The 18,392-nt window shown below is 48.2% G+C and carries 17 protein-coding genes, 1 tRNA gene and 2 pseudogenes; 12 read left to right on the top strand and 8 right to left on the bottom strand.

Translation table 11 applies throughout. The annotated features are described in order from the left end of the window. The first annotated feature begins 191 nt into the window (after window positions 1–191). Window positions 192–1,873, top strand: a pseudogene (thsA, locus tag HS1genome_RS05225) (thermosome subunit alpha). 53 nt (window positions 1,874–1,926) lie between these two features. Here the strand turns inward: thsA and HS1genome_RS05220 are convergent. Beyond that, window positions 1,927–2,220 carry a hypothetical protein gene (locus HS1genome_RS05220; protein ID WP_179950439.1) on the bottom strand — a complete coding sequence of 98 codons (294 nt, stop codon included), beginning with the start codon at window positions 2,218–2,220 and terminating at the stop codon, window positions 1,927–1,929. Between the two features lie 239 nt (window positions 2,221–2,459). Here HS1genome_RS05220 and HS1genome_RS05215 point away from each other — a divergent pair, with 239 nt between their 5' ends. Further along, entirely contained in the window at window positions 2,460–2,747 is a 288-nt protein-coding gene (locus HS1genome_RS05215) for a hypothetical protein (protein WP_126449899.1), read from the top strand. Here HS1genome_RS05215 and HS1genome_RS05210 read toward each other — a convergent pair. Next, window positions 2,728–3,066 carry a hypothetical protein gene (locus HS1genome_RS05210; protein WP_126449898.1) on the bottom strand — a complete coding sequence of 113 codons (339 nt, stop codon included), beginning with the start codon at window positions 3,064–3,066 and terminating at the stop codon, window positions 2,728–2,730. The genes HS1genome_RS05215 and HS1genome_RS05210 overlap by 20 nt on opposite strands. 31 nt (window positions 3,067–3,097) lie before the next feature. Beyond that, on the bottom strand, window positions 3,098–3,304 hold the full coding sequence (locus tag HS1genome_RS05205) for a hypothetical protein (RefSeq protein WP_126449897.1): 207 nt from the start codon (window positions 3,302–3,304) through the stop codon (window positions 3,098–3,100). A gap of 54 nt (window positions 3,305–3,358) precedes the next feature. Between HS1genome_RS05205 and HS1genome_RS05200 the strand changes: the two genes are divergently transcribed. Both HS1genome_RS05200 and HS1genome_RS05195 read left to right on the top strand, forming a co-directional pair. Further along, entirely contained in the window at window positions 3,359–5,224 is a 1,866-nt protein-coding gene (locus HS1genome_RS05200; RefSeq protein ID WP_126449896.1) for an arginine--tRNA ligase, read from the top strand. A 13-nt stretch (window positions 5,225–5,237) separates the two neighbouring features. Beyond that, window positions 5,238–5,312: transfer RNA gene (locus tag HS1genome_RS05195), tRNA-Arg, on the top strand. A 158-nt stretch (window positions 5,313–5,470) separates the two neighbouring features. Here the strand turns inward: HS1genome_RS05195 and HS1genome_RS05190 are convergent. After that, window positions 5,471–6,226 (bottom strand): hypothetical protein, encoded by a 756-nt coding sequence (locus tag HS1genome_RS05190; RefSeq protein WP_126449895.1) that lies wholly within the window; start codon window positions 6,224–6,226, stop codon window positions 5,471–5,473. Window positions 6,227–6,303: 77 nt separating this feature from the next. Between HS1genome_RS05190 and HS1genome_RS05185 the strand changes: the two genes are divergently transcribed. From HS1genome_RS05185 to HS1genome_RS05165, 5 genes are all read left to right on the top strand, one after another. Further along, window positions 6,304–6,672, top strand: coding sequence for a hypothetical protein (locus HS1genome_RS05185; RefSeq protein WP_126449894.1), 369 nt, complete (start codon window positions 6,304–6,306; stop codon window positions 6,670–6,672). A gap of 50 nt (window positions 6,673–6,722) precedes the next feature. Further along, the gene (gene gatC, locus HS1genome_RS05180) at window positions 6,723–7,016 is read left to right on the top strand and encodes an Asp-tRNA(Asn) amidotransferase subunit GatC (RefSeq protein ID WP_126449893.1); all 294 of its coding nucleotides are present in this window, start codon (window positions 6,723–6,725) and stop codon (window positions 7,014–7,016) included. 5 nt (window positions 7,017–7,021) lie between these two features. After that, window positions 7,022–8,407 carry an Asp-tRNA(Asn)/Glu-tRNA(Gln) amidotransferase subunit GatA gene (gene gatA, locus HS1genome_RS05175; RefSeq protein WP_126451325.1) on the top strand — a complete coding sequence of 462 codons (1,386 nt, stop codon included), beginning with the start codon at window positions 7,022–7,024 and terminating at the stop codon, window positions 8,405–8,407. Window positions 8,408–8,548: 141 nt separating this feature from the next. Then, window positions 8,549–11,005 (top strand): adenosylcobalamin-dependent ribonucleoside-diphosphate reductase, encoded by a 2,457-nt coding sequence (locus tag HS1genome_RS05170; protein ID WP_126449892.1) that lies wholly within the window; start codon window positions 8,549–8,551, stop codon window positions 11,003–11,005. 80 nt (window positions 11,006–11,085) lie between these two features. Further along, window positions 11,086–11,442, top strand: coding sequence for a transcriptional regulator (locus tag HS1genome_RS05165; RefSeq protein ID WP_126449891.1), 357 nt, complete (start codon window positions 11,086–11,088; stop codon window positions 11,440–11,442). On the opposite strand, the gene HS1genome_RS05160 is transcribed toward HS1genome_RS05165, so the two are convergent. The 4 genes from HS1genome_RS05160 to HS1genome_RS05145 form a co-directional block, all read right to left on the bottom strand. Continuing rightward, window positions 11,439–12,467 (bottom strand): hypothetical protein, encoded by a 1,029-nt coding sequence (locus HS1genome_RS05160; RefSeq protein WP_126449890.1) that lies wholly within the window; start codon window positions 12,465–12,467, stop codon window positions 11,439–11,441. The two genes, HS1genome_RS05165 and HS1genome_RS05160, sit on opposite strands and share 4 nt — an antisense overlap. Before the next feature lie 93 nt (window positions 12,468–12,560). Further along, entirely contained in the window at window positions 12,561–14,453 is a 1,893-nt protein-coding gene (gene gatE / locus HS1genome_RS05155) for a Glu-tRNA(Gln) amidotransferase subunit GatE (RefSeq protein ID WP_229768158.1), read from the bottom strand. Further along, the gene (gene gatD / locus HS1genome_RS05150; protein WP_126449889.1) at window positions 14,443–15,771 is read right to left on the bottom strand and encodes a Glu-tRNA(Gln) amidotransferase subunit GatD; all 1,329 of its coding nucleotides are present in this window, start codon (window positions 15,769–15,771) and stop codon (window positions 14,443–14,445) included. The genes gatE and gatD overlap by 11 nt, the downstream gene beginning before the upstream one ends. A 28-nt stretch (window positions 15,772–15,799) precedes the next feature. Next, window positions 15,800–15,967, bottom strand: a complete 168-nt coding sequence (locus tag HS1genome_RS05145; RefSeq protein ID WP_126449888.1) for a 30S ribosomal protein S30e — start codon at window positions 15,965–15,967, stop codon at window positions 15,800–15,802. Window positions 15,968–16,023: 56 nt separating this feature from the next. Between HS1genome_RS05145 and HS1genome_RS05140 the strand changes: the two genes are divergently transcribed. From HS1genome_RS05140 to HS1genome_RS12570, 3 genes and pseudogenes are all read left to right on the top strand, one after another. Next, a complete protein-coding gene (locus HS1genome_RS05140) occupies window positions 16,024–17,268 on the top strand; it encodes a C/D box methylation guide ribonucleoprotein complex aNOP56 subunit (RefSeq protein ID WP_126449887.1) in 1,245 nt (414 codons plus the stop codon). 2 nt (window positions 17,269–17,270) lie between these two features. Beyond that, window positions 17,271–17,972, top strand: a complete 702-nt coding sequence (locus HS1genome_RS05135; protein ID WP_126449886.1) for a fibrillarin-like rRNA/tRNA 2'-O-methyltransferase — start codon at window positions 17,271–17,273, stop codon at window positions 17,970–17,972. A gap of 175 nt (window positions 17,973–18,147) precedes the next feature. Next, window positions 18,148–18,365 (top strand): annotated as a pseudogene (locus HS1genome_RS12570) (hypothetical protein). Window positions 18,366–18,392 lie beyond the last annotated feature (27 nt).

Genomic DNA, 18,392 nt, shown 5'->3' with positions numbered 1-18,392 from the left:
TTTATAAAGATGAAGGTTCAGGAACGTTATCTGAGTAGGTCATGCTTAAGGAGATTTGAAGGCGTTCTCCCTTTAGTTAACCTATATTATTTTGTACTTTATCGATAAGAGCACTTCATTTCCACTCGCCTATAAGTGAGTTAGATTTATATAGAAGCGGTTCTTAAGAGGAGTCGAAAAGGTGGTTTAAGATGCCAGCTGCAGGTGCTCCGGTGGTTCTATTCAAGGAAGGCACCTCCAGGTCCACTGGCAGGGACGCCCTCAGGAACAACATAATAGCGGCCCGCACCTTGGCCGAGATACTGAGGTCCAGCCTGGGGCCCAAGGGCTGGACAAGATGCTCATAGACAGCTTCGGCGACGTCACCATAACCAACGACGGCGCCACAATAGTCAAGGACATGGAGATACAGCACCCTGCGGCCAAGCTCCTGGTGGAGGCGGCCAAGGCCCAGGACTCGGAGGTGGGGGACGGCACCACCAGCGCGGTGGTGCTGGCCGGCCTCCTCCTGGAGAAGGCGGAGAGGCTCCTCGACCAGAACGTCCACCCCACGATAATAATAGAGGGGTACAAGAGGGCCCAGGAGAGGGCGTTGGAGGCCCTTTACCAGGTCGCCACTAAGGTCGATGTGAAGGACCTCACCTCCCCGTCCACTAGGTCGAGCTTGAAGAAAATATTGTATACAACAATGAGTAGCAAATTCGTGGCAAGTGGTGAATCCTTCGATAGATTGATGGACCTTATAATAGACGCTGTAGTGAAGGTCGCTGAACCACTACCTAGCGGAGGCTACAACGTAAGTCTGGATAACATTAAGATCGACAAGAAGAAAGGTGGAACTATTGAGGACTCAATGCTAGTCAACGGGTTAGTGCTCGATAAAGAGGTTGTACACGCTGGCATGCCCAGGAGAGTTGAGAAGGCCAAGATAGCGGTCCTCGACATGGCACTGGAGGTCGAGAAACCAGAGATCTCGACCAAGATAAGCATTACCTCTCCTGAGCAAATAAAGGCCTTCTTGGACGAGGAGACTAAGTACCTCAAGGAGATGGTAGACAAACTGGCCGCAATAGGGGCGAACGTGGTGGTGTGCCAGAAGGGTATAGACGACGTAGCCCAGCACTTCCTGGCCAAGAAGGGCATAATGGCCGTTAGGAGGGTGAAGAGGAGCGACATCGAGAAGCTGGAGAAGGCACTTGGAGCGAGGATAATAAGCAGTATACAGAACGCATCTCCAGACGACCTAGGCTACGCTGACCTCGTGGAGGAGAGGAAGGTAGGTAACGACAAGATGGTGTTCATAGAAGGAGCCAAGAACCCGAGGTCCGTCAATATATTGATAAGGGGATCAACCGACATGGCCCTAGATGAAGCTGAGAGGAGCATAAATGACGGTCTCCATTCCCTGAGGAACATATTAAGGGAGCCTATGATAGTAGCCGGCGGCGGAGCAATGGAAGCCGAGCTCAGCATGAGACTCATGGACTTCGCTAGAAAGGTTGGAGGAAAGGAGCAGTTGGCCATAGAGGCCTATGCTGATGCCCTGCAAGAGATCCCCATGATATTAGCAGAGACGAGTGGAATGGAACCTATAGCGACTCTGATGGACCTAAGGGCCAGACATGCAAAGGGCTTAGTCAACGCTGGAATCGATGCCGTCCAAGGAAAGCTAATAGATGACATGATGTCAATCAACGTCATAGATCCAGTGAGGGTCAAGGCCCAAGTGATAAAGAGTGCCACCGAGGCCGCTACTGCCATACTTAAGATAGACGACGTGGTAGCTGCCTCGGCTCTGAAGACCGAGAAGAAGGGCGAGAAAGGAGGAGAGGGAGAGGAGGGGTCTACTCCTAAGACTCCTTCGTTTGATTAAAACTAGTTTTTCCATATTTACCTTGTATTTTGTCTGCGCTGTGCGCCCCCACCCTAGTAGGTTAGCATCCTACTCGTGGTCTCTTCGGATTGACTCTCATACCCGTCTATTTCGTTCAGTAATTTATCTACACACTCCTTTATGTCTTGGTCTTGATAATTCTCCGCTATGGCTTGCAAAAGCTTTTTCGCTAGGTCAACTCCTAACACTAAGAGTAACTCAGTGAAATCTGGGCTCAGCAGGTAATCCAAGAGCCTCCTATAGTCTCCGCCGTACGTAGAAAACTTGTACTTGGTCTCAGCCTTGGCGAGTAATCTCCTTGCTTCATCCAACCTCTTGGAGTCCATTACAGTAGGGCCCAATAGCCGGCTGGCGACCTGTCGGAGGAAGTCAGGTTGTGGCAAAGCCAACGCCTAAAACATATCTTACCGTCGTCCCCTATATAAACGTGAGTAGAGGGAAAGTGAGAAGCGATAGGTCCCAACGGCGGAAGCCCCATAGAGGGGGCCTAGAACTGAAAAATTCAACACCCTTCAGTTAATCTTTAAAAGTTGTGACTGCGTATCCTTCACGCGAAGTGAGAGTTATGCCCAAGAAACAAAGAAAAGACAGGGAGCAGGGCGTGGAAGAGAAACTGAAGGTGGTTTATACCGATAGGGACGTTGTGGTAATGACGGCACCGAACGAGGAGGAACTAAAGGAAATTCTATTGGGACTGTTGTCGGACAAGCCTATGAACCTTAAGGAGCTCCACACGATCTTGTCTGGAATAGCAAGTGAGGATAAAATAAGGAAAGCATTGGCAGACCTCACTGAGAGAAATCTGATTACTCTCCTGCCTGAGGGGAAATATGCTAAGCTTGGAACTGATTGAAATAAGTCCTTAGTGGGCAAGTCTGCCAACTCGTGCTGCATAGTTGAGCTTGAGTGGCCGTAATAACTCTCTCCATAATCTTGCAATGAGCTACTGTACCTCTCTCTGACCTAGCTTTCACGAAGAAGGAGCATTCGCTAGTTATGCCAGGCACTATAATGTTAACACCAGAGTAAAACTTCACCTCCTCAGATTGGTTCATGTGAAGTTCTAGACCCTCTACTACCTTCTGAGTAAAAAACCTACAGGCCGTGTAGTTGTTGTTACATCTGTCTGCCGAGGTGACTAGATCGCTAGGTGTACCTAACATGGGGGACACACAGTAGCCTCCCCTATAGTAAGGACATGGTTTATGCTTCTGCAACAGTCGGCCTCTCCACTACGTGAACTCCCACTACGTCGTTCTTCTCCTGTATCCATATGGGAACGTGTAACTTCACCACCGAAACCTCTGCTCCTCCAGCTTCCACGATCAATCGAAGAAGTTCGGCTTCTAGCTGGGAAGAGTTACCACTATAGTCCTCAACTACTAACAATTCTACTTTCTTTCCCGACATGTTCTTCCCCTTCAAGTCATTTAGTTTAAAAGTGGAGGGGCTGATGGTGGGCCCGTGAATCCCTTCGCTGAGGTCAGAAAGGAGTTCGCGAGAGAGCTAGCTTCTCGAATCAACACTGACGCGGAGAAAATAGAGAAAAGGATCGAGACCCCTCCTAGCGAGGACTTGGGCGACGTCGCAGTTCCTCTTCGGGAAATCGCTCCACGCGACAGATATAACGAGCTGAAGTTCGAGGGTAAACTGATAAGGTCTACTCAGGTAGTAGGGATCTACCTCAATGCATTCGTGAACGAGAAGGAGTTGTTCAAACTAACCTTCTCTTTCCTTGGTCCAAACTATGGCCTAGAGAAAACGGATTCCCCTAAGAGGGTCGTCGTGGAACATACTAGCGCTAATCCGGTGCATCCCCTTCACATAGGGCACTTGAGAAATGCAGTGCTTGGAGACACTATAGCCAACCTGCTGAAGTTGAGAGGACATGCGGTAAATGTTCGCTTTTACGTAAACGATGCTGGTAGACAGAGCGCTACTTTGGCCTATGGTATGGCCAAGCTGGGATGGCCTTCTCCACCATCAAACGCTAAGAAGGATGTGTGGTTAGGGCTGGTCTACGCTTGCACTAACGTGATTATAGAAGTGAACAAACTAAAGAGACAGTTAGAGACCCTTAAAGATAAGCCAGAGGAGTACTCAGCTAAAGTGAGAGAGCTCGACGACCTAGTCTCCGTGGCCGAAGGCCTTAGAGAAAGGGATTCAAGTTTATTTGATAGACTTGCTGAAGAAATAGGAAAAGACCCAGAACCCGATAGATCGGTTCAAGAACTCATGCTCAGTTATGAGTGGGGAAAAGAGCCTACAAAGGAGCTCGTTAGGAGAGTGGCAAATGCCGCCCTTGAAGGTATAAGCCAGACGCTTAGTTCATTAGACATACACTTTGATTCATTTGATTACGAAAGCGACCTCATTTGGGACGGGTCAGTGTCGAAAATAATCCAGATGGCTAGGGAGAAGAAAGTAGTCACAGTGCACAAAGGAGCTACGGCTATCACGTTTGATCTGTTAACTGAAGATGAGCGTAAGTTTCTCAGAATTCCGAAGGGTCTTAACGTTCCACCCCTCATATTAGTTAGAGCAGACGGGACTACTCTCTATCCCACAAGGGACCTAGCATATACACTACTCAAGTATAGAGACTTCAATGCCCACACGGTGATAAATGTTATTGCTGAGGAGCAGACAACCCCTCAGATTCAGCTAAGAGCCGCCCTTTATCTTATGGGATTCAAGAGTGAGGCCGTCAACCTACTTCACTTTTCGTATTCCATGGTGAATGTTGAGGGTATGAAAATGAGTGGAAGGAGAGGGAGGTATTTCTCTGTCGACGAAGTTATAGAGCAGGTGCGAGCTGCAGTATCCAACCGGGTTAAGGAGAGGGGAGGTGGAGAGGGAGTGGAGGATTTAGTCAGAGGTGCAGTGAGGTTCGCCATAATTGCTGTGGCGCCGAACAAACCAATCTCCTTCAGTGTTCAGAGAGCCATAGATTTCAACCAAAACAGTGGGCCTTACCTGCAGTACACTTACGCTAGAGCAAGTAGTGTTCTTTCCAAGGTAGAATCGTTCCCCTCTTTGGAGGAAGTTGACTTTTCGGATCTGAAAAATGATAAAAGAAGGTTACTGATCCTCATCTCCAAGTTTCCCGACATCTTCATTTCAACGGCCGACGACATGAGGCCAGAAGTGATGACCACCTACTTGAACAAGTTAGCTGACGTATTCAACAGACTCTACGACACCGAAAGGATCTTGCAGGATCCTATCCCAGGTAAGAGAGCGTTGAAGTTATGGCTCGTGCGTGGAGTTGAGACTGTTCTGAGGAACGGATTATCAGCCTTAAGAATAAAGCCTTTATCCAAGGTCTAAGAATGCCGCTAGCGGACCCGTAGCTCAGCCAGGACAGAGTGTCGGCCTCCGGAGCCGATGGTCCCGGGTTCGAATCCCGGCGGGTCCGCTTAAGCTTGAAGGAAAGCACTTCGTACAGCAAGGTATTATCTTACATGGTTCAAGATCGATACGGTTGTGTTGTTGAATTTTTACCTTATGTTGATACTTAAGGAACTAATTCGTCGCCAACAACGCTAGACTTCTTTCAGTTACATTGAAGGAAGTTTAGGAACTTAGCCCTTCAAGCTCCTCTCTATCACGCTTAGTTAGCACGATCTCAAACCTCAAACGCCCCTCTTCGTGTTTAACTCTGCTGGGGGGAATTATCCTATTGTCAACGTAATAGAAGTAGTTGGATGAAACTATTTCCCTATAGGCCTCTGGATCTTCAATTTTTAGTTCCCTTAACTTACTTATTATGTTTAATTGTCTCTTTATTTCTGATTCACTTACTTCCTTTCCGCAGACCATACATATCCCGTCGGGCATGACGGAGTTGAAACCGCACTTGGGACAGCTCACTGGCGAATTGATCCCATTCAACCTCCAGGTCGACCTGAGGAACTCTAAATTCTCTGTGGCGTTTAGCCTTATTGCTTCTCGATATAACTTCGAAGCTACTTCTACTATTCCCCTGTTGACGTACTGTGCAGCGAAGTCGAGTTGCTCCTTATTTAAGTGATCTAGTTCTCTTGTGATTCTCACTGCTATGTAATCGAACAGATCTCGTTTAACATTGTTCAACCTGTTTATTATGGTTCTAGCCTTTGGCTTAGTTTTGACTTCACCCACCGCGCCGAAGAAAGGCTCTCTCAATATCTCATAGTACATGTCCCGAGGAAGGCCCAAGTTAGACAACCTAAGCCCATCCACCACCTCATCTAAGTACTCTTCGAGTAACTCCTCTACGTCGAGTTTCTTTTCCGGTCTCTTTCTGGTCTTCTTCTGAACCTCCTCTGGTTCTTTCTTTCTCCTTGGCAACGCACGATTAATACACTCTGGCTTTAATTATGTTCCTCTGCTTATCACTTATTACAACCTCAGAGTATTTTTAGACTGTGAAACTGAAGGAGTATCTCAGTAAACTCGACGAAGTAGGAAGAAGAGCAATGCTTTTAGGGACTGCTGAAGCGAAGGAGCTGGGTAAGAACTTTCTCGTGCTTGAAAGTAAGATGGGGATAGGATTGATCCTTTACCTTAATCCATTTACTGAGGAGATTTACGACTTCTATCTTTCAATACCTTCCTCTACAAGCAACGCACGGCTAAAGTTTTTGGCACTATTCAAGGATAATGAGGGAAAGGTGAAGTATATTTATCAAGTATTGGACGAGGAGTATGCAGTGGAGCTCCTTAATTCGGTTGAGTCCTATCATTTGGCTAATGGTGAGCTTGAGGACTTCCTTGAATTCATCTTAACCTCTTAGAAGGCTTAGAAGCAGACATATATATTACTCAGGCGAACGGGGTTTCTACCATGAAAATCGAGGTTGACGAGGAGCTAGTGAAGAGGTTAGAGTCCCTCTCCCTAATCGAGCTGAAGGGCGAGGAGAGAGAAGAAATAAAGGAAGATCTAGAAAAAATATTAGCTTTCTTTTCAAAACTAGATCAACTTGATCTCAGTGAAGTGGAGCCCACCTTTCATCCTGTGAGTGGCGGAAAGATGAGGAAGGACGAGCCGGAAGATCCGCTCCCCGTCAACCTAGCCCTCTCTAACGCCAAACGTACCAGAGAAGGTTACATAGTAGGGCCTAAGACCTTTGGTGAGTGAAGTTGATGTCCGTTAGAGAACTTAAGGAAGGTAGGTTGAGTCCAGAGGAATATGTTTACTCTACGTATGAAAAGATAGAAAAGATTGAGGAGCTCAATGCGTTTACTTACGTCGAAAAAGCAGATGTGGTCCTCAAGGAGGTAAAGGCGAGGTTAGCTGAGGGTAGAGGACGGCTTACTGGACTGCTGATAGCGATTAAAGATAACATTTCAGTTAGGGGGATGCCTAACACTTGTGGTTCTAGGATGCTTTCGAACTATATTTCTCCCTACGACGCTACAGTCATAAGGAAGTTGAGAGAGGAAGGCGCTGTTGTGGTAGGTAAGACCAACATGGATGAGTTCGCCATGGGTTCCACCACTGAGACGAGTTACTTCGGGCCGGTGCGGAATCCCTTGGACCCAGAGAGGATAGCTGGTGGATCTTCAGGAGGGAGCGCAGTAGCAGTAGCGGCAGACGTAGTAAAGTTGGCCTTGGGAAGCGACACCGGAGGATCAATAAGGGCCCCTGCGTCATTCACTGGAATCTACGGCCTAAAACCATCATACGGAACGGTAAGTAGATATGGGTTAGTTGCTTACGCAAACAGCTTGGAACAAATAGGGCCTTTCGCTCAGAACCCAGAAGACCTTGAACTCCTATATGATGTAATACGAGGTCCCGATCCCAAGGATTCTACTACCATCAGCGACCAACCAGAATCTCCGGCTCAAGTGGACATGAAGGGTCTACGGGTTGGCCTCCTAGTGGACGTTACTGGAGCGTCGGAGCCGCCTGTTAGAAGTGTAACCGAGACCGTGGCTAACAAACTGAGCGACGAAGGCGCGTCAGTGAAGGAAGTAACGTTAGGGTTGACAGATTACTTGGTTCCGGCGTACTACATAATCGCCATGTCAGAAGCTAGCTCGAACTTGGCTAGGTACGATGGTGTTAGATACGGCTACTCGACTGGGACAGATGGGACTTGGAAGGAGGTATACGGAAAGACGAGGGGAGAGGGATTCGGAACTGAAGTGAAAAGGAGGATACTCCTAGGTTCCTTCATTCTCAGTGCAGGCTACTATGAACAGTACTACCTTAAGGCACTTAAGGTCAGGACGCTAGTTATCAAACAACTCACTTCCCTTCTCAAGGAGGTCAACGTATTGCTCTCTCCAACTATGCCCATCCTTCCTCCCAAGCTGGGCGAAGTTATTAGTGACCCCATCAGGATGTACATGATGGACGTTAACACCGTCGTGGCGAATCTAACAGGAGCTCCCTCTCTCTCTCTTCCTGCCGGAAAAGTCGGAAAGTTGAGCGTAGGCGTTCAGCTCACTGGACCCCACCTCTCTGACTTCTATCTAATTCAGATCGCTAGGTCCCTGCGAGAGGCTGGAATAGGCGCTTAGTTTGGGCTTTTAAGAATTGTCGCCTTAGCAATCTTATCTATCTCTTTTCTAGATGGCTCAATACTCCCTTCTCCGCCGGTTGAGGTAATACCCCTATTTATGTGAGTAAGTAGTATTTTACACGGAGGGTGAGTTACTTTGATGGAATCTACCGCTGTCGATCTGTTAGTAGCTAGGAGGCTAAAGGTTTTGAAGAGGGATGGGAGGGTAGAGGAGTTTAGGGTCGAGAAGATCTCCTCCAAGTTTCCTCTCTCTTCGGACGTTTTGGACGCCATAGTTAAGGACGTTGTCTCTAACTCTAAGGATAGCACAGTAGATACTAGGACCTTGGCCGACATAGTGGAACGGAACTTGATAGAGAAGTCAATAGAGGACCAAGGCCTCATGGAGGTAGCTAAGAGGTACGTGCTCGCAAGGATATACAACCATGTCTTCGGTAAGGGGAAGTGGACCGAGTTCGACCAGCGAGATCTCCTCCTCACATACAATGCCCTAAAGGTGTTAGAGGCTAGGTACCTCCTGAAGGATCCAGATACTCTACGCTACGTCGAAACACCACAAATGCTCTTCAGAAGAGTAGCTAGGTTCTTGGCTAGGGGAGAACGAAAGGATGTGGAGGAGAAGTTCTATGAACTCATGTCTAGCCTCAAGTTCGTTCCAAATACACCAGCCCTCATGAATGCCGATACGAGGCTCGGCATACTCTCCGCTTGTTTCGTAATCCCCGTCAGGGACTCCATGGTCACACCACAAGGCGATGGGATATTCGACTCGTTGAGGGCGATGGCCGTGATACATCAACAGGGAGGTGGGACCGGCTTCGACTTCTCGGAGCTCAGGCCCAAAGGGGATGTAGTCGCCTCCACTGCTGGTGTGGCCTCCGGGCCTGTCTCGTTCATGAGGATATTTGACGTTTCAACTGACGTGGTGAAGCAGGGAGGGAAAAGGAGGGGTGCAAATATGGGCATACTGCATGTTTGGCACCCAGACGTCGAGGATTTCATAAGGGCCAAGACGGGGGAGCTGAAGGACGCCCAACTTCAGAACTTCAACATATCTGTGGCGGTGTACGACGAGTTCATGCGAAAGGTCGACTCTGGGGAACCGTTCCCTCTAGTGAATCCGAGAAAGACTAGGATAAAGGATTGGGACTATTACGTGGTGAGAGCGAGGAACTACATGTGGGAGGAATGGGTGCAGGAGGAGATCCTGAGGGAGTTAGAGGAAAGGGAGGCAGTCCCCTTGGATGAAAGTAGAATAGTGACAGTGGATGAGGCGCTAGCTATCGCTGAGACAGAGGGCGCCGTTACAGGATATGTTAATGCGAGGGAGCTAATGACTAAGATAGTTAAATCGGCTTGGGACTCGGGTGACCCAGGACTTATATTCGTTGATGAAGTCAATAGAAGACATCCAGTATGGTATTTAGGCAAAATACAGGCCACCAATCCATGTGCAGAGGAACCCCTATTACCTTGGGAGTCCTGCAACTTGGGCTCTATTAACCTTGAGAAATTCGTTGTAGATGGGAAGATCGATTGGGACGGGATCGCTGAGGCAGTCAAATACGCTGTGAGGTTCTTAGATAATGTAGTAGACGCCAATAGGTATCCTCTAAAGCAGATAGAGGAAGCTACGAAGAGGACTAGGAAGGTCGGCCTAGGCGTAATGGGTCTGGCTAGGGCTCTAGTTAGGCTAGGCGTCCAGTACGACTCGATCGATGGCCTCTACATATCGTATCAGTTAGCGAAGTTCATCTACTATAACGCCATGTTAGCTTCCATAGAGTTAGCCAAGGAAAAGGGGTCCTTCCCAGCTTATGACCCTACACTCTATAAGGATGTGTGGGAGAACGCTAGGGACTTTCAAGAGATACTGAAGGTGGCAGGGCTAGGTGGACAGCCTTCTGAACAAGTGAGGAAGATGGCCGCTAAGGCCGAATCATTAGACTTCTCTGTCCTCAAGGAGTTGAGGCTAAAGTATGGACTGAGGAACGCAACAGTGGTCTCTGTTGCCCCCACAGGTACTATATCCATAATAGCGGGCACGTCTTCAGCGATAGAGCCCCTTTTCGCCCTCGCCTTCGTTAGAAACGTTGCCGTGGGGAAGTTCATAGAGATTGATCCTCTCTTTCTAGAGTACCTTAAGAAGTACGAGATGGACGATCCTGAGGTAATAAAGAAAATTGCGGAGAGTGGAACAGTTTCGGATCAGCCATTCGTACCTAAGACAATAAGGAGACTCTTCAGGACAGCTCATGAGGTAGACCCGATCTACCATCTCCTTCATCAGGCCTGCTGGCAGCAGTGGAACGACTCTGGAGTTTCAAAGACCATAAATCTCAGAAGCGATGAACCAGAAGATGTGGTGTGGAACGTTTACGTCACCGCCTGGAGATTAGGTATAAAGGGCATAACCGTTTACAGGGACAGGAGCAAGTCCAAGCAGGTGATTTACTTCGGGATAAAGGAAGAGAAAGAGAAAATAGAAGAGAAGAAGAGGGCTGAGAAACCTAAGGAACCAGTCAAGCTCAGGCTGAGTAGCTTCGTGGAAGCCTCTGAAACCTATGCCGGAGGATGCTCCACGTGTGACCTATAGAAGTCCATTACATTTTTATATGAACTGCTTTTATAGCACTTCGTGCTACATTTATTATATAGGGATATAGTTTGTCATACTTGCTTCCCTGTGAAGTGGCGGCTAGGGACATATTGCCTGCGATACGATGTGTGTTAGCTGAAAGGCTAGTTAAGGAGAAGGGCTTATCTATATATAGGACAGCTAAGTTGTTAGGCATAACGCCTGCCGCTGTCCAGAATTACGTAAAGAATAGGAGAGGAAGTTACATGAAGGAGTTCTTGGAGACCGACCCTAAAATATCTCAAATGATAGAAGAAATGCTGAATATATTAGAGAAGGGCAGAGGAGACATATCTGACTATTACTGCATGTTGTGTTCAGAAAGCAAAGGCTACCTTCGGAAGGAAGGTCGCTTCATAGGAAGCTGTTTCTATGAAGAGACGCGAGCTCGCTAAGCCACGTAGTACTTTCTGAGGAAGACATTGAGTAACTTCTTGAGCCTAGCCCTAAAGAAAACTACTCCCCATCTCCGAATAGGTATTCTTAGTGTGTCCAGCTCTGGAAACAACTTTTCCATCTCCTGTCCAGTGGGGCCAAGAGTTGACGCTTCTAGTATTCTGGCTATTACCGTAAGTTTAGACATAACGGGTGAATCGCTTAGGTTAAGTAGCCCCATTGTGAGTTCTCCGCCCCTGTACTCTAAATGGACGGGAATCACTGTTGAGGGCTCAAGTCTGTAGATTGAGATTGGTGAGGGAGGTACGCATTCCACTGATACGGGCTCGTTTTGCATGTCCCAACTCACCTGAAACGGCTTTGCTTCCTTCCAATTTAACCCACTCCAACTAGCGATCTTCCCTTTTGAACTAGCTAACAATACGCCTCTCTCTAACTGGATGTGGATAGGGTGAGCAGAAGCCAAGAGCAATGCATTCTCTAGCTCCACTGAGAACCAAGTGGAAGGACCCCCAATTTTTTCACCGTAGTTGACATAGTATGGATTTTGGTAATATATTAAAGGATTGTAAAAGTTAGTAGATATTTTTACTTCTCCATCAAGAAAAGCTATTCCGTGGTCCTTCTTTTTGGGAGCTTCGGTGATCTCTCCGGGTTCCATTATCACGGATTCTCCGTTTTCCACCCACTTCCTACGCCAAGGACTGGGGTTAAGTATGGCCTCCCCTTCCCTGCACGGAATAAGATCCCTCACTAAGAGCCTAAAGTGGTTCGGGTCTAACTCTGGAAAGCTCCAAGGTATGGGTGACCTATTTACTGGAGTCCTGATTACGTAGTTTCCCTCCCCTCTCACTTTAACTCTCGTCCCATCAGGGCCTAACAGCTCACCGCCATACTTCCATGTTACTTCTCTAGGGGAGAGTTGTGTCAGGATGAGAGGTAGTTGCTCCAACTTCAGGTCTTCATCTGTGAGCTCCAATGGCGGAGTACTCGAGGCCGGAAATCTAAGTAAGGGTTCTATCATAGTGGATGCACCGTCATCAGCGGTCAAGCTCATCAACGATCAGGCAAATGCCTTTCAATCATCGACGGTACTTCTAGCTTTCCTTTCCGTGTTTTAATTCTTTCTAGTTCTTTCCTCAATTTCTCTCCTCACGGCCTCCGCGACTTTCTTTCCATCAACTCTACCCCTAAGTGCCTGCATTGCCCTTCCCATGGCCACGTTAAATGCCCTTCTGGGGTCAGAGAGGTCCGCTTGCTCGACTGCGGCTTTCACTACCTGCGCTACTTGCTCATCACTGATGGTCAAATAGCGGGCTATGGCATCGCTAATTGGAGTCCCTTCTATTGCTACTGCCATCAGAACCTCTGGAACGGAGTCCTTAGGTACCCTTTCCTCATAGACAGCCTTTAACACCTCCTCTATGACATCGTCGGTTATCTTGGACAGCTCCCCACCTTTACTCTTAATGTACTTCACTGTGTTCTCTATGGTGCTCGCTATCAACGTAGCTGGGACCTTGGGGTGGTACTTCCTAGTTAGCTCCTCAAACAGGTCAAGTCTGACACTGTCCAGCATGGTTCTGGCCAACTCTTCGCTGAGTCCTAAGGACAGCATCCACTTTAACTTCATAGAAGGATCCGCTGGAACCAATCCCTTGGCCTCCTGAAGTTCGACTTCCGTTATTCTGATTGGAGGTACGTCAGTCTCTGGGTACATTCTAGCTGATCCTGGCTGTGGCCTCAGGAACCTCGTCGTTCCGTCTTCATTTGCCCCCCTAGTCTCCTTCGGAACCCCTTGAAGACACTGAACAGCCCTAGCCCTTATCACCTCTGCCGCTCTCAATGCCTTGTTCCTTGGACCAACCAATAGAACGAATCCGTCAGCATCCATTAACTTGAGAGCGTCTCTCACTTTCTCCACCTCCTCTTTCGTTATCCCATACTTTGGTAGTTCGTCAGAGTGGAAGAGTCCCCCGAGTCCAGCAAAGGCCTTGACGTAGTCTGCCATTTCAGTCCCTAACCGCCTCCCTGGGTTTACCTCTCTTCCTAGGATACCGGCGAACATGGGAAGCCTGACTCCAATCACCACGCCCCCTTGAGATAACTGGGAAGAAATTAGTTTGTTGGCGCTTCCTCCCAATACTTGGCTAAGGTCAACTGGTTGACTGGCATTAATTATATCGATCTCGGAAACTCCCCGTCTCTTCAATTCTTCCCTAATCTCTAGTAGAGCCCTTTGCCTTAATGCCTCATTCCTTACGACCTTAGGTATGAGCTCTAACTGTTGGACTCCCTTAACCTCGACCTTAGTTCCTCCTTTGATTGACACGTTTAGGTCCTGTCTTATTGTTCCTAGGCCCCGTTTAGCCTTTCCAGTGAGCCTAAGCAGCTGGCCTATCTTCTTCGCAACACGTTCAGCTTGTTCCGGCGTCTTTATGTCTGGGGCGGTGGATATCTCGATTAACGGAACTCCTAATCTATCAAGCGAGAAAGATCCTTCCTCATCGAGTCTTCTGGCAGCATCCTCCTCAATTGTTATTGAAAGTATACCTACATCTCCATCCTCATCACTCACTTTTCCACCTAGGCTGATTAGCGCTGTTCTCTGAAAACCCGTAGTATTGGACCCATCTATTACTATCTTCCTCATAACGTAAACTTCGTCGACTATTGATGCTCCTAACGCAATGGAAACTGCTAGTCCTACCTCCAGCGCCTCCCTGTTAAGAGCGTGTGGTGGCTCTTCATCCGCCTCAACTAGGCAGGAGGAGTCGGGTGGCGCCACATACGTGAACTTAGTTCCTCTTTGCCACTCGAAGAGGGCGGCCGCGTCAACTTCTCCCAGCTCACTTATCGAGGGTCTGAGGTACCTTTCCAATCTAGGTCCCGCGCCGCCTTCTAGCTTGGTGGGACAGGAGCAAAAGAGTTTGTATTTAGTGTTGAGTTGTTGATGAACCTCAAGCCCCACCTTTAGGCCCAGCCCATGTACTACTACATCATCGTCCACTGTCCCACCTCGGGTACATCTCAACCGTGTGCCTCACGTTAATCTCTCCTACAAGGTTATTTATCATTAATTTCCTCACTTCCTCTAAGTCGCTTGCCCTCTTCAATACCCACATCAGCTTCACCAGGGCCACTTCCGGTAGCATGTCTAGAAGAGGAGTAACACCAGCCTCCATTAATGTTCTTCCCGTGGTATAGACGTTCATGTTCACTGCTCCGAAGAGACATTGTGAAGTCATTCCCACGAAAACCCCCTCCTTTACGGCCTTTCTAAGGTAGGGGGCGAATTCCTTAGACGTGTGGCCTAGACCTGTCCCCTCTATTATTATTCCCCTGACACCACTACTCACGATCTGTTCTACCACCTCAGGTCTCAGTCCAGGCCAATACTTAAGGAGGAAGACCCTGTCGTCGAAACCAGTCTCTAATACTGTAGACGCTCCCCTTTGTCTCACCTCGTCCTCTATCATTTCCAATTTTCTTTCCCTCCACCACACTCTAGCTAAGGGTCGACTGTTTATGCTTTGGAAAGCGTCTCTCCTGCTCGTGTGCATTTTCCTTACCTTCACTCCCCTGTGGGCAAGCGTATAGGTATCGGAGGTCTCACCGTGCATATTTACGACCACCTCTCCAAACTCCCCCTGTTTAGCCAGAAGGATGGAGCTGAGAAGGTTTATAGCGGAGTCACTACTTGGCCTATCACTACTTCTCTGCGAACCCACCAGCACTACCGGCCCCTGCAGGGTCCTTAGGGAAAAACTCAATGCGGCCGCGGTGTATGCCATGGTATCTGTCCCATGTGCAACTACCACGCCCCTAACCCCCTCATCGAAGGCCTTCTTCACTGCCTCCGCTATCTTCTCCCAGTACGTAGGTTTCATTTCTTCGCTCAGAATGGAGAACAGGATCTCTGCCGACACTGTGCCGAACTCCTTGGCCTCGGGCACGAATTGTAGTATTTCCTCTGTGCTAAGTGCAGGTCTAACAGCACCAGTTTCGTATTCAATTTTACTGACGATGGTTCCCCCCGTACTTATAATTTTGACTTCTCCACCTGTCGCGAGAACAGTAGTTCTCTCCCCTACCCCTTTCCCTCTCCTCTCTATAACCTTAACCGATTCAACATACTTGTATGATATTCCAACATTATAACCGTTCTCTAGTTTTATGACCAAAATAGATTCGTCGTTGGAATATGACGGCATCAGTGTACCGCGTAGTTCCTTGCCGTTCTTTAGGGCCAAAAGTAATTGATCACCTTCTGTAATCCCGTATTTCGACAGGAAAGCCGAAGCCTCTCCTCTGTAACTCTCCACCACACAGCTGACTTCGAAGCGGGGAAAAAAGCTATCTAGCTCTAGGCCTAGCCTCAGCCTTAGCGGGAGGCTTGGATCTCTTTTCGAATTCCTCCCTATTCCTAACACGAGGAACTTCCTTATGTTTTTCCTTAGCCTGAACTTTCGGAGTCTGACTCCTTACTTTTCCTGCCTTGGTTAACGAGCCGTGAGACGGCATACTATCAGTACGCATAAAAGGTTATAACTTAAAAGCATTTAGTCGCACTGAACACGATGAAGATATACCTCGTCGAGCACGCCATAGGTGCCTTCGCGTTCAATGATCGCGGAGAGTTAGTAGACTACGTGCACAATAACAAGGAAATAGGCAAGGTCGTTGATTACCTTCTGGAGAACGAGGAGGGAGAGCCCCTCCCATCTAGCCTAGAGCTCGTCAAGAAGGTGGGAGCAGAGGAGGTAGTTGTTGAAGATGAAAGAGAAGTTCAGAAACTTCAAGCCAAGGCCGGTGTCAAGGTAACCTACGCCACTTCTCACGTAGGAGCAAGGAAGTTCAGAGAGTCGCTTGAGTCCTTCGCACTCTCTACACACTTCGCCTCAACCGATGAACTCTACAATTACCTTCATCAACTTTCACTCGAACTCACTAGAAGGAAGTTGAGGAAAGCTGCCCAACGTCGCGACCTCCTTGCGATCCAGGCAGTAAGAGCCATGGACGACATAGACAAGACGATAAATCTCTTCTCAGAGAGATTGAGGGAATGGTACAGTGTCCATTTTCCTGAGCTCGATAAAATGCTAGAGGACCATAGACAGTATGCGAGTGTTGTTAGTAGGTTCGGTTATAGGGACGCCATAGGTAATAAGGATGAACTCGTTGAGCTCGGAATACAGGAAGCTAAGGCCTCTAGAATAATTGACGTCGCAAGGAAAAGTATAGGAGCTGAACTCTCGGAGGCCGACATAAGGGCCCTGACTTCCCTGTCCGACTCCATTCTTAGACTGTTCCAAATAAGGGACGAACTAAACGAGTACGTGGATTCGGTGATGAGAGAGGTCGCACCTAACATAACTGCCCTAGTGGATTCCTCACTAGGTGCAAGACTGCTCAGTTTAGCTAATGGGCTCGACGAGCTAGCTAAGATGCCGGCTAGCACCATACAGGTCCTTGGCGCCGAGAAGGCTCTGTTCAGGGCACTTCGCTCTGGAGCTAGACCTCCTAAACATGGGATCATATATCAATATCCAGCCATTCATAGTTCTCCTCGGTGGCAGAGGGGTAAAATAGCGAGGGCCTTGGCGTCAAAATTAGCTATAGCAGCCAAGATAGACGCCTTCACGGGTAGGCTCTCCTCAGATCAGTTGGTAGATCAGCTTATGAAAAGGATAGAAGAAATAAAGACAAAATATCCATCTGCTCCCCCGAGGCAAGAATCACAGAAGCAAGAATCACAGAGGCAGAAGGGAAAGAGAGAAAGGGGAAGAGGAGATAGAAGACGGAGAGGAGGCAGGAGGAGGTAACCATGTCAGAGGTCGTCTCTATCTATGAGACTAACATGCTTAACATATTTAGATGTGAATTCGAGGACGGCACGGTCAGACTGTGTACTAAAAACTTGTCTCCAGGGCATAATGTCTATGGCGAGAGACTAATTCGGTACAATAAGATCGAGTACAGGGAATGGAACGCGTTCAGGAGTAAGCTGGCTGGAGCCATAATGAAGGGCCTTAAAGAGTCTCCACTTAGTGTTGGGTCTAGGGTGCTGTATCTAGGAGCAGCGTCCGGCACCACTGTTAGTCACGTCTCCGATATAGTTGAAGCCAGTGGTAAGGTTTACGCAGTGGAGTTCTCGCCCAGAGTGGTCAGGGAACTCATAATGGTTGCTCAACGTAGACCGAACGTCATAACTATTCTAGCTGATGCGAGGTTTCCTCAGAGGTTCAGGACCTTAGTGGAGGCGGTGGACGTACTTTACGTTGACATAGCCCAACCAGATCAGGCAGAGATAGCCAGTTACAACGCCTCGTTGTACTTAAAGAAGGAAGGACATTTGCTACTTGCTATAAAGGCAAGGAGCATAGATGTAACTAAGGAGCCGGAGGAGATATATAAGAGGGAAGTAGAGAAGCTTAGCTCAAATGGCTTCGACGTCAGACAAGTGGTTAACTTAGATCCTTACGACAAGGATCACGTAATGGTTCTGGCCAAATATGAAGGGAAATAGAGAGTATACTCTTCTCTCTCTTTCATCGCTAGCCTTTACAAAGTCGGGGGTTGAGGGGGCGGAAAGTCTCGCCTTTCACGGCGGGGACGGATAGCCCCCTCATATTTATACTTCTTTGTTAAAATTTCTCTTAGTGGTACTAACGACGCTCCTCCCCAGCTCGATCTAAGGTTTAATGGGACTGTGGGAGGAGCGAGCAGCGGCTTCGATTTCCTTTAAGGGACTAGACGTAATGGGTGAAAGTCCCCTCCTCTTCAAATGGGAGTAGATCTCTGATCCACTCGACTGCCCACCAAACGAGACATGTAAACCCGAACCGATGGTGGGAACGACGATCCCTCTGGGAGGGAACCCTCGCCCTTCCAGGGCGGGGAGGAAGTCAGCGAACTGTAGAAGAATTGCCCATGTTAGCGATCTCTT

This window comes from Sulfodiicoccus acidiphilus (genome assembly GCF_003967175.1).
GTDB classification, from domain to species: domain Archaea; phylum Thermoproteota; class Thermoprotei_A; order Sulfolobales; family Sulfolobaceae; genus Sulfodiicoccus; species Sulfodiicoccus acidiphilus.
This window is presented reverse-complemented; position numbering and strand designations above follow the sequence as displayed.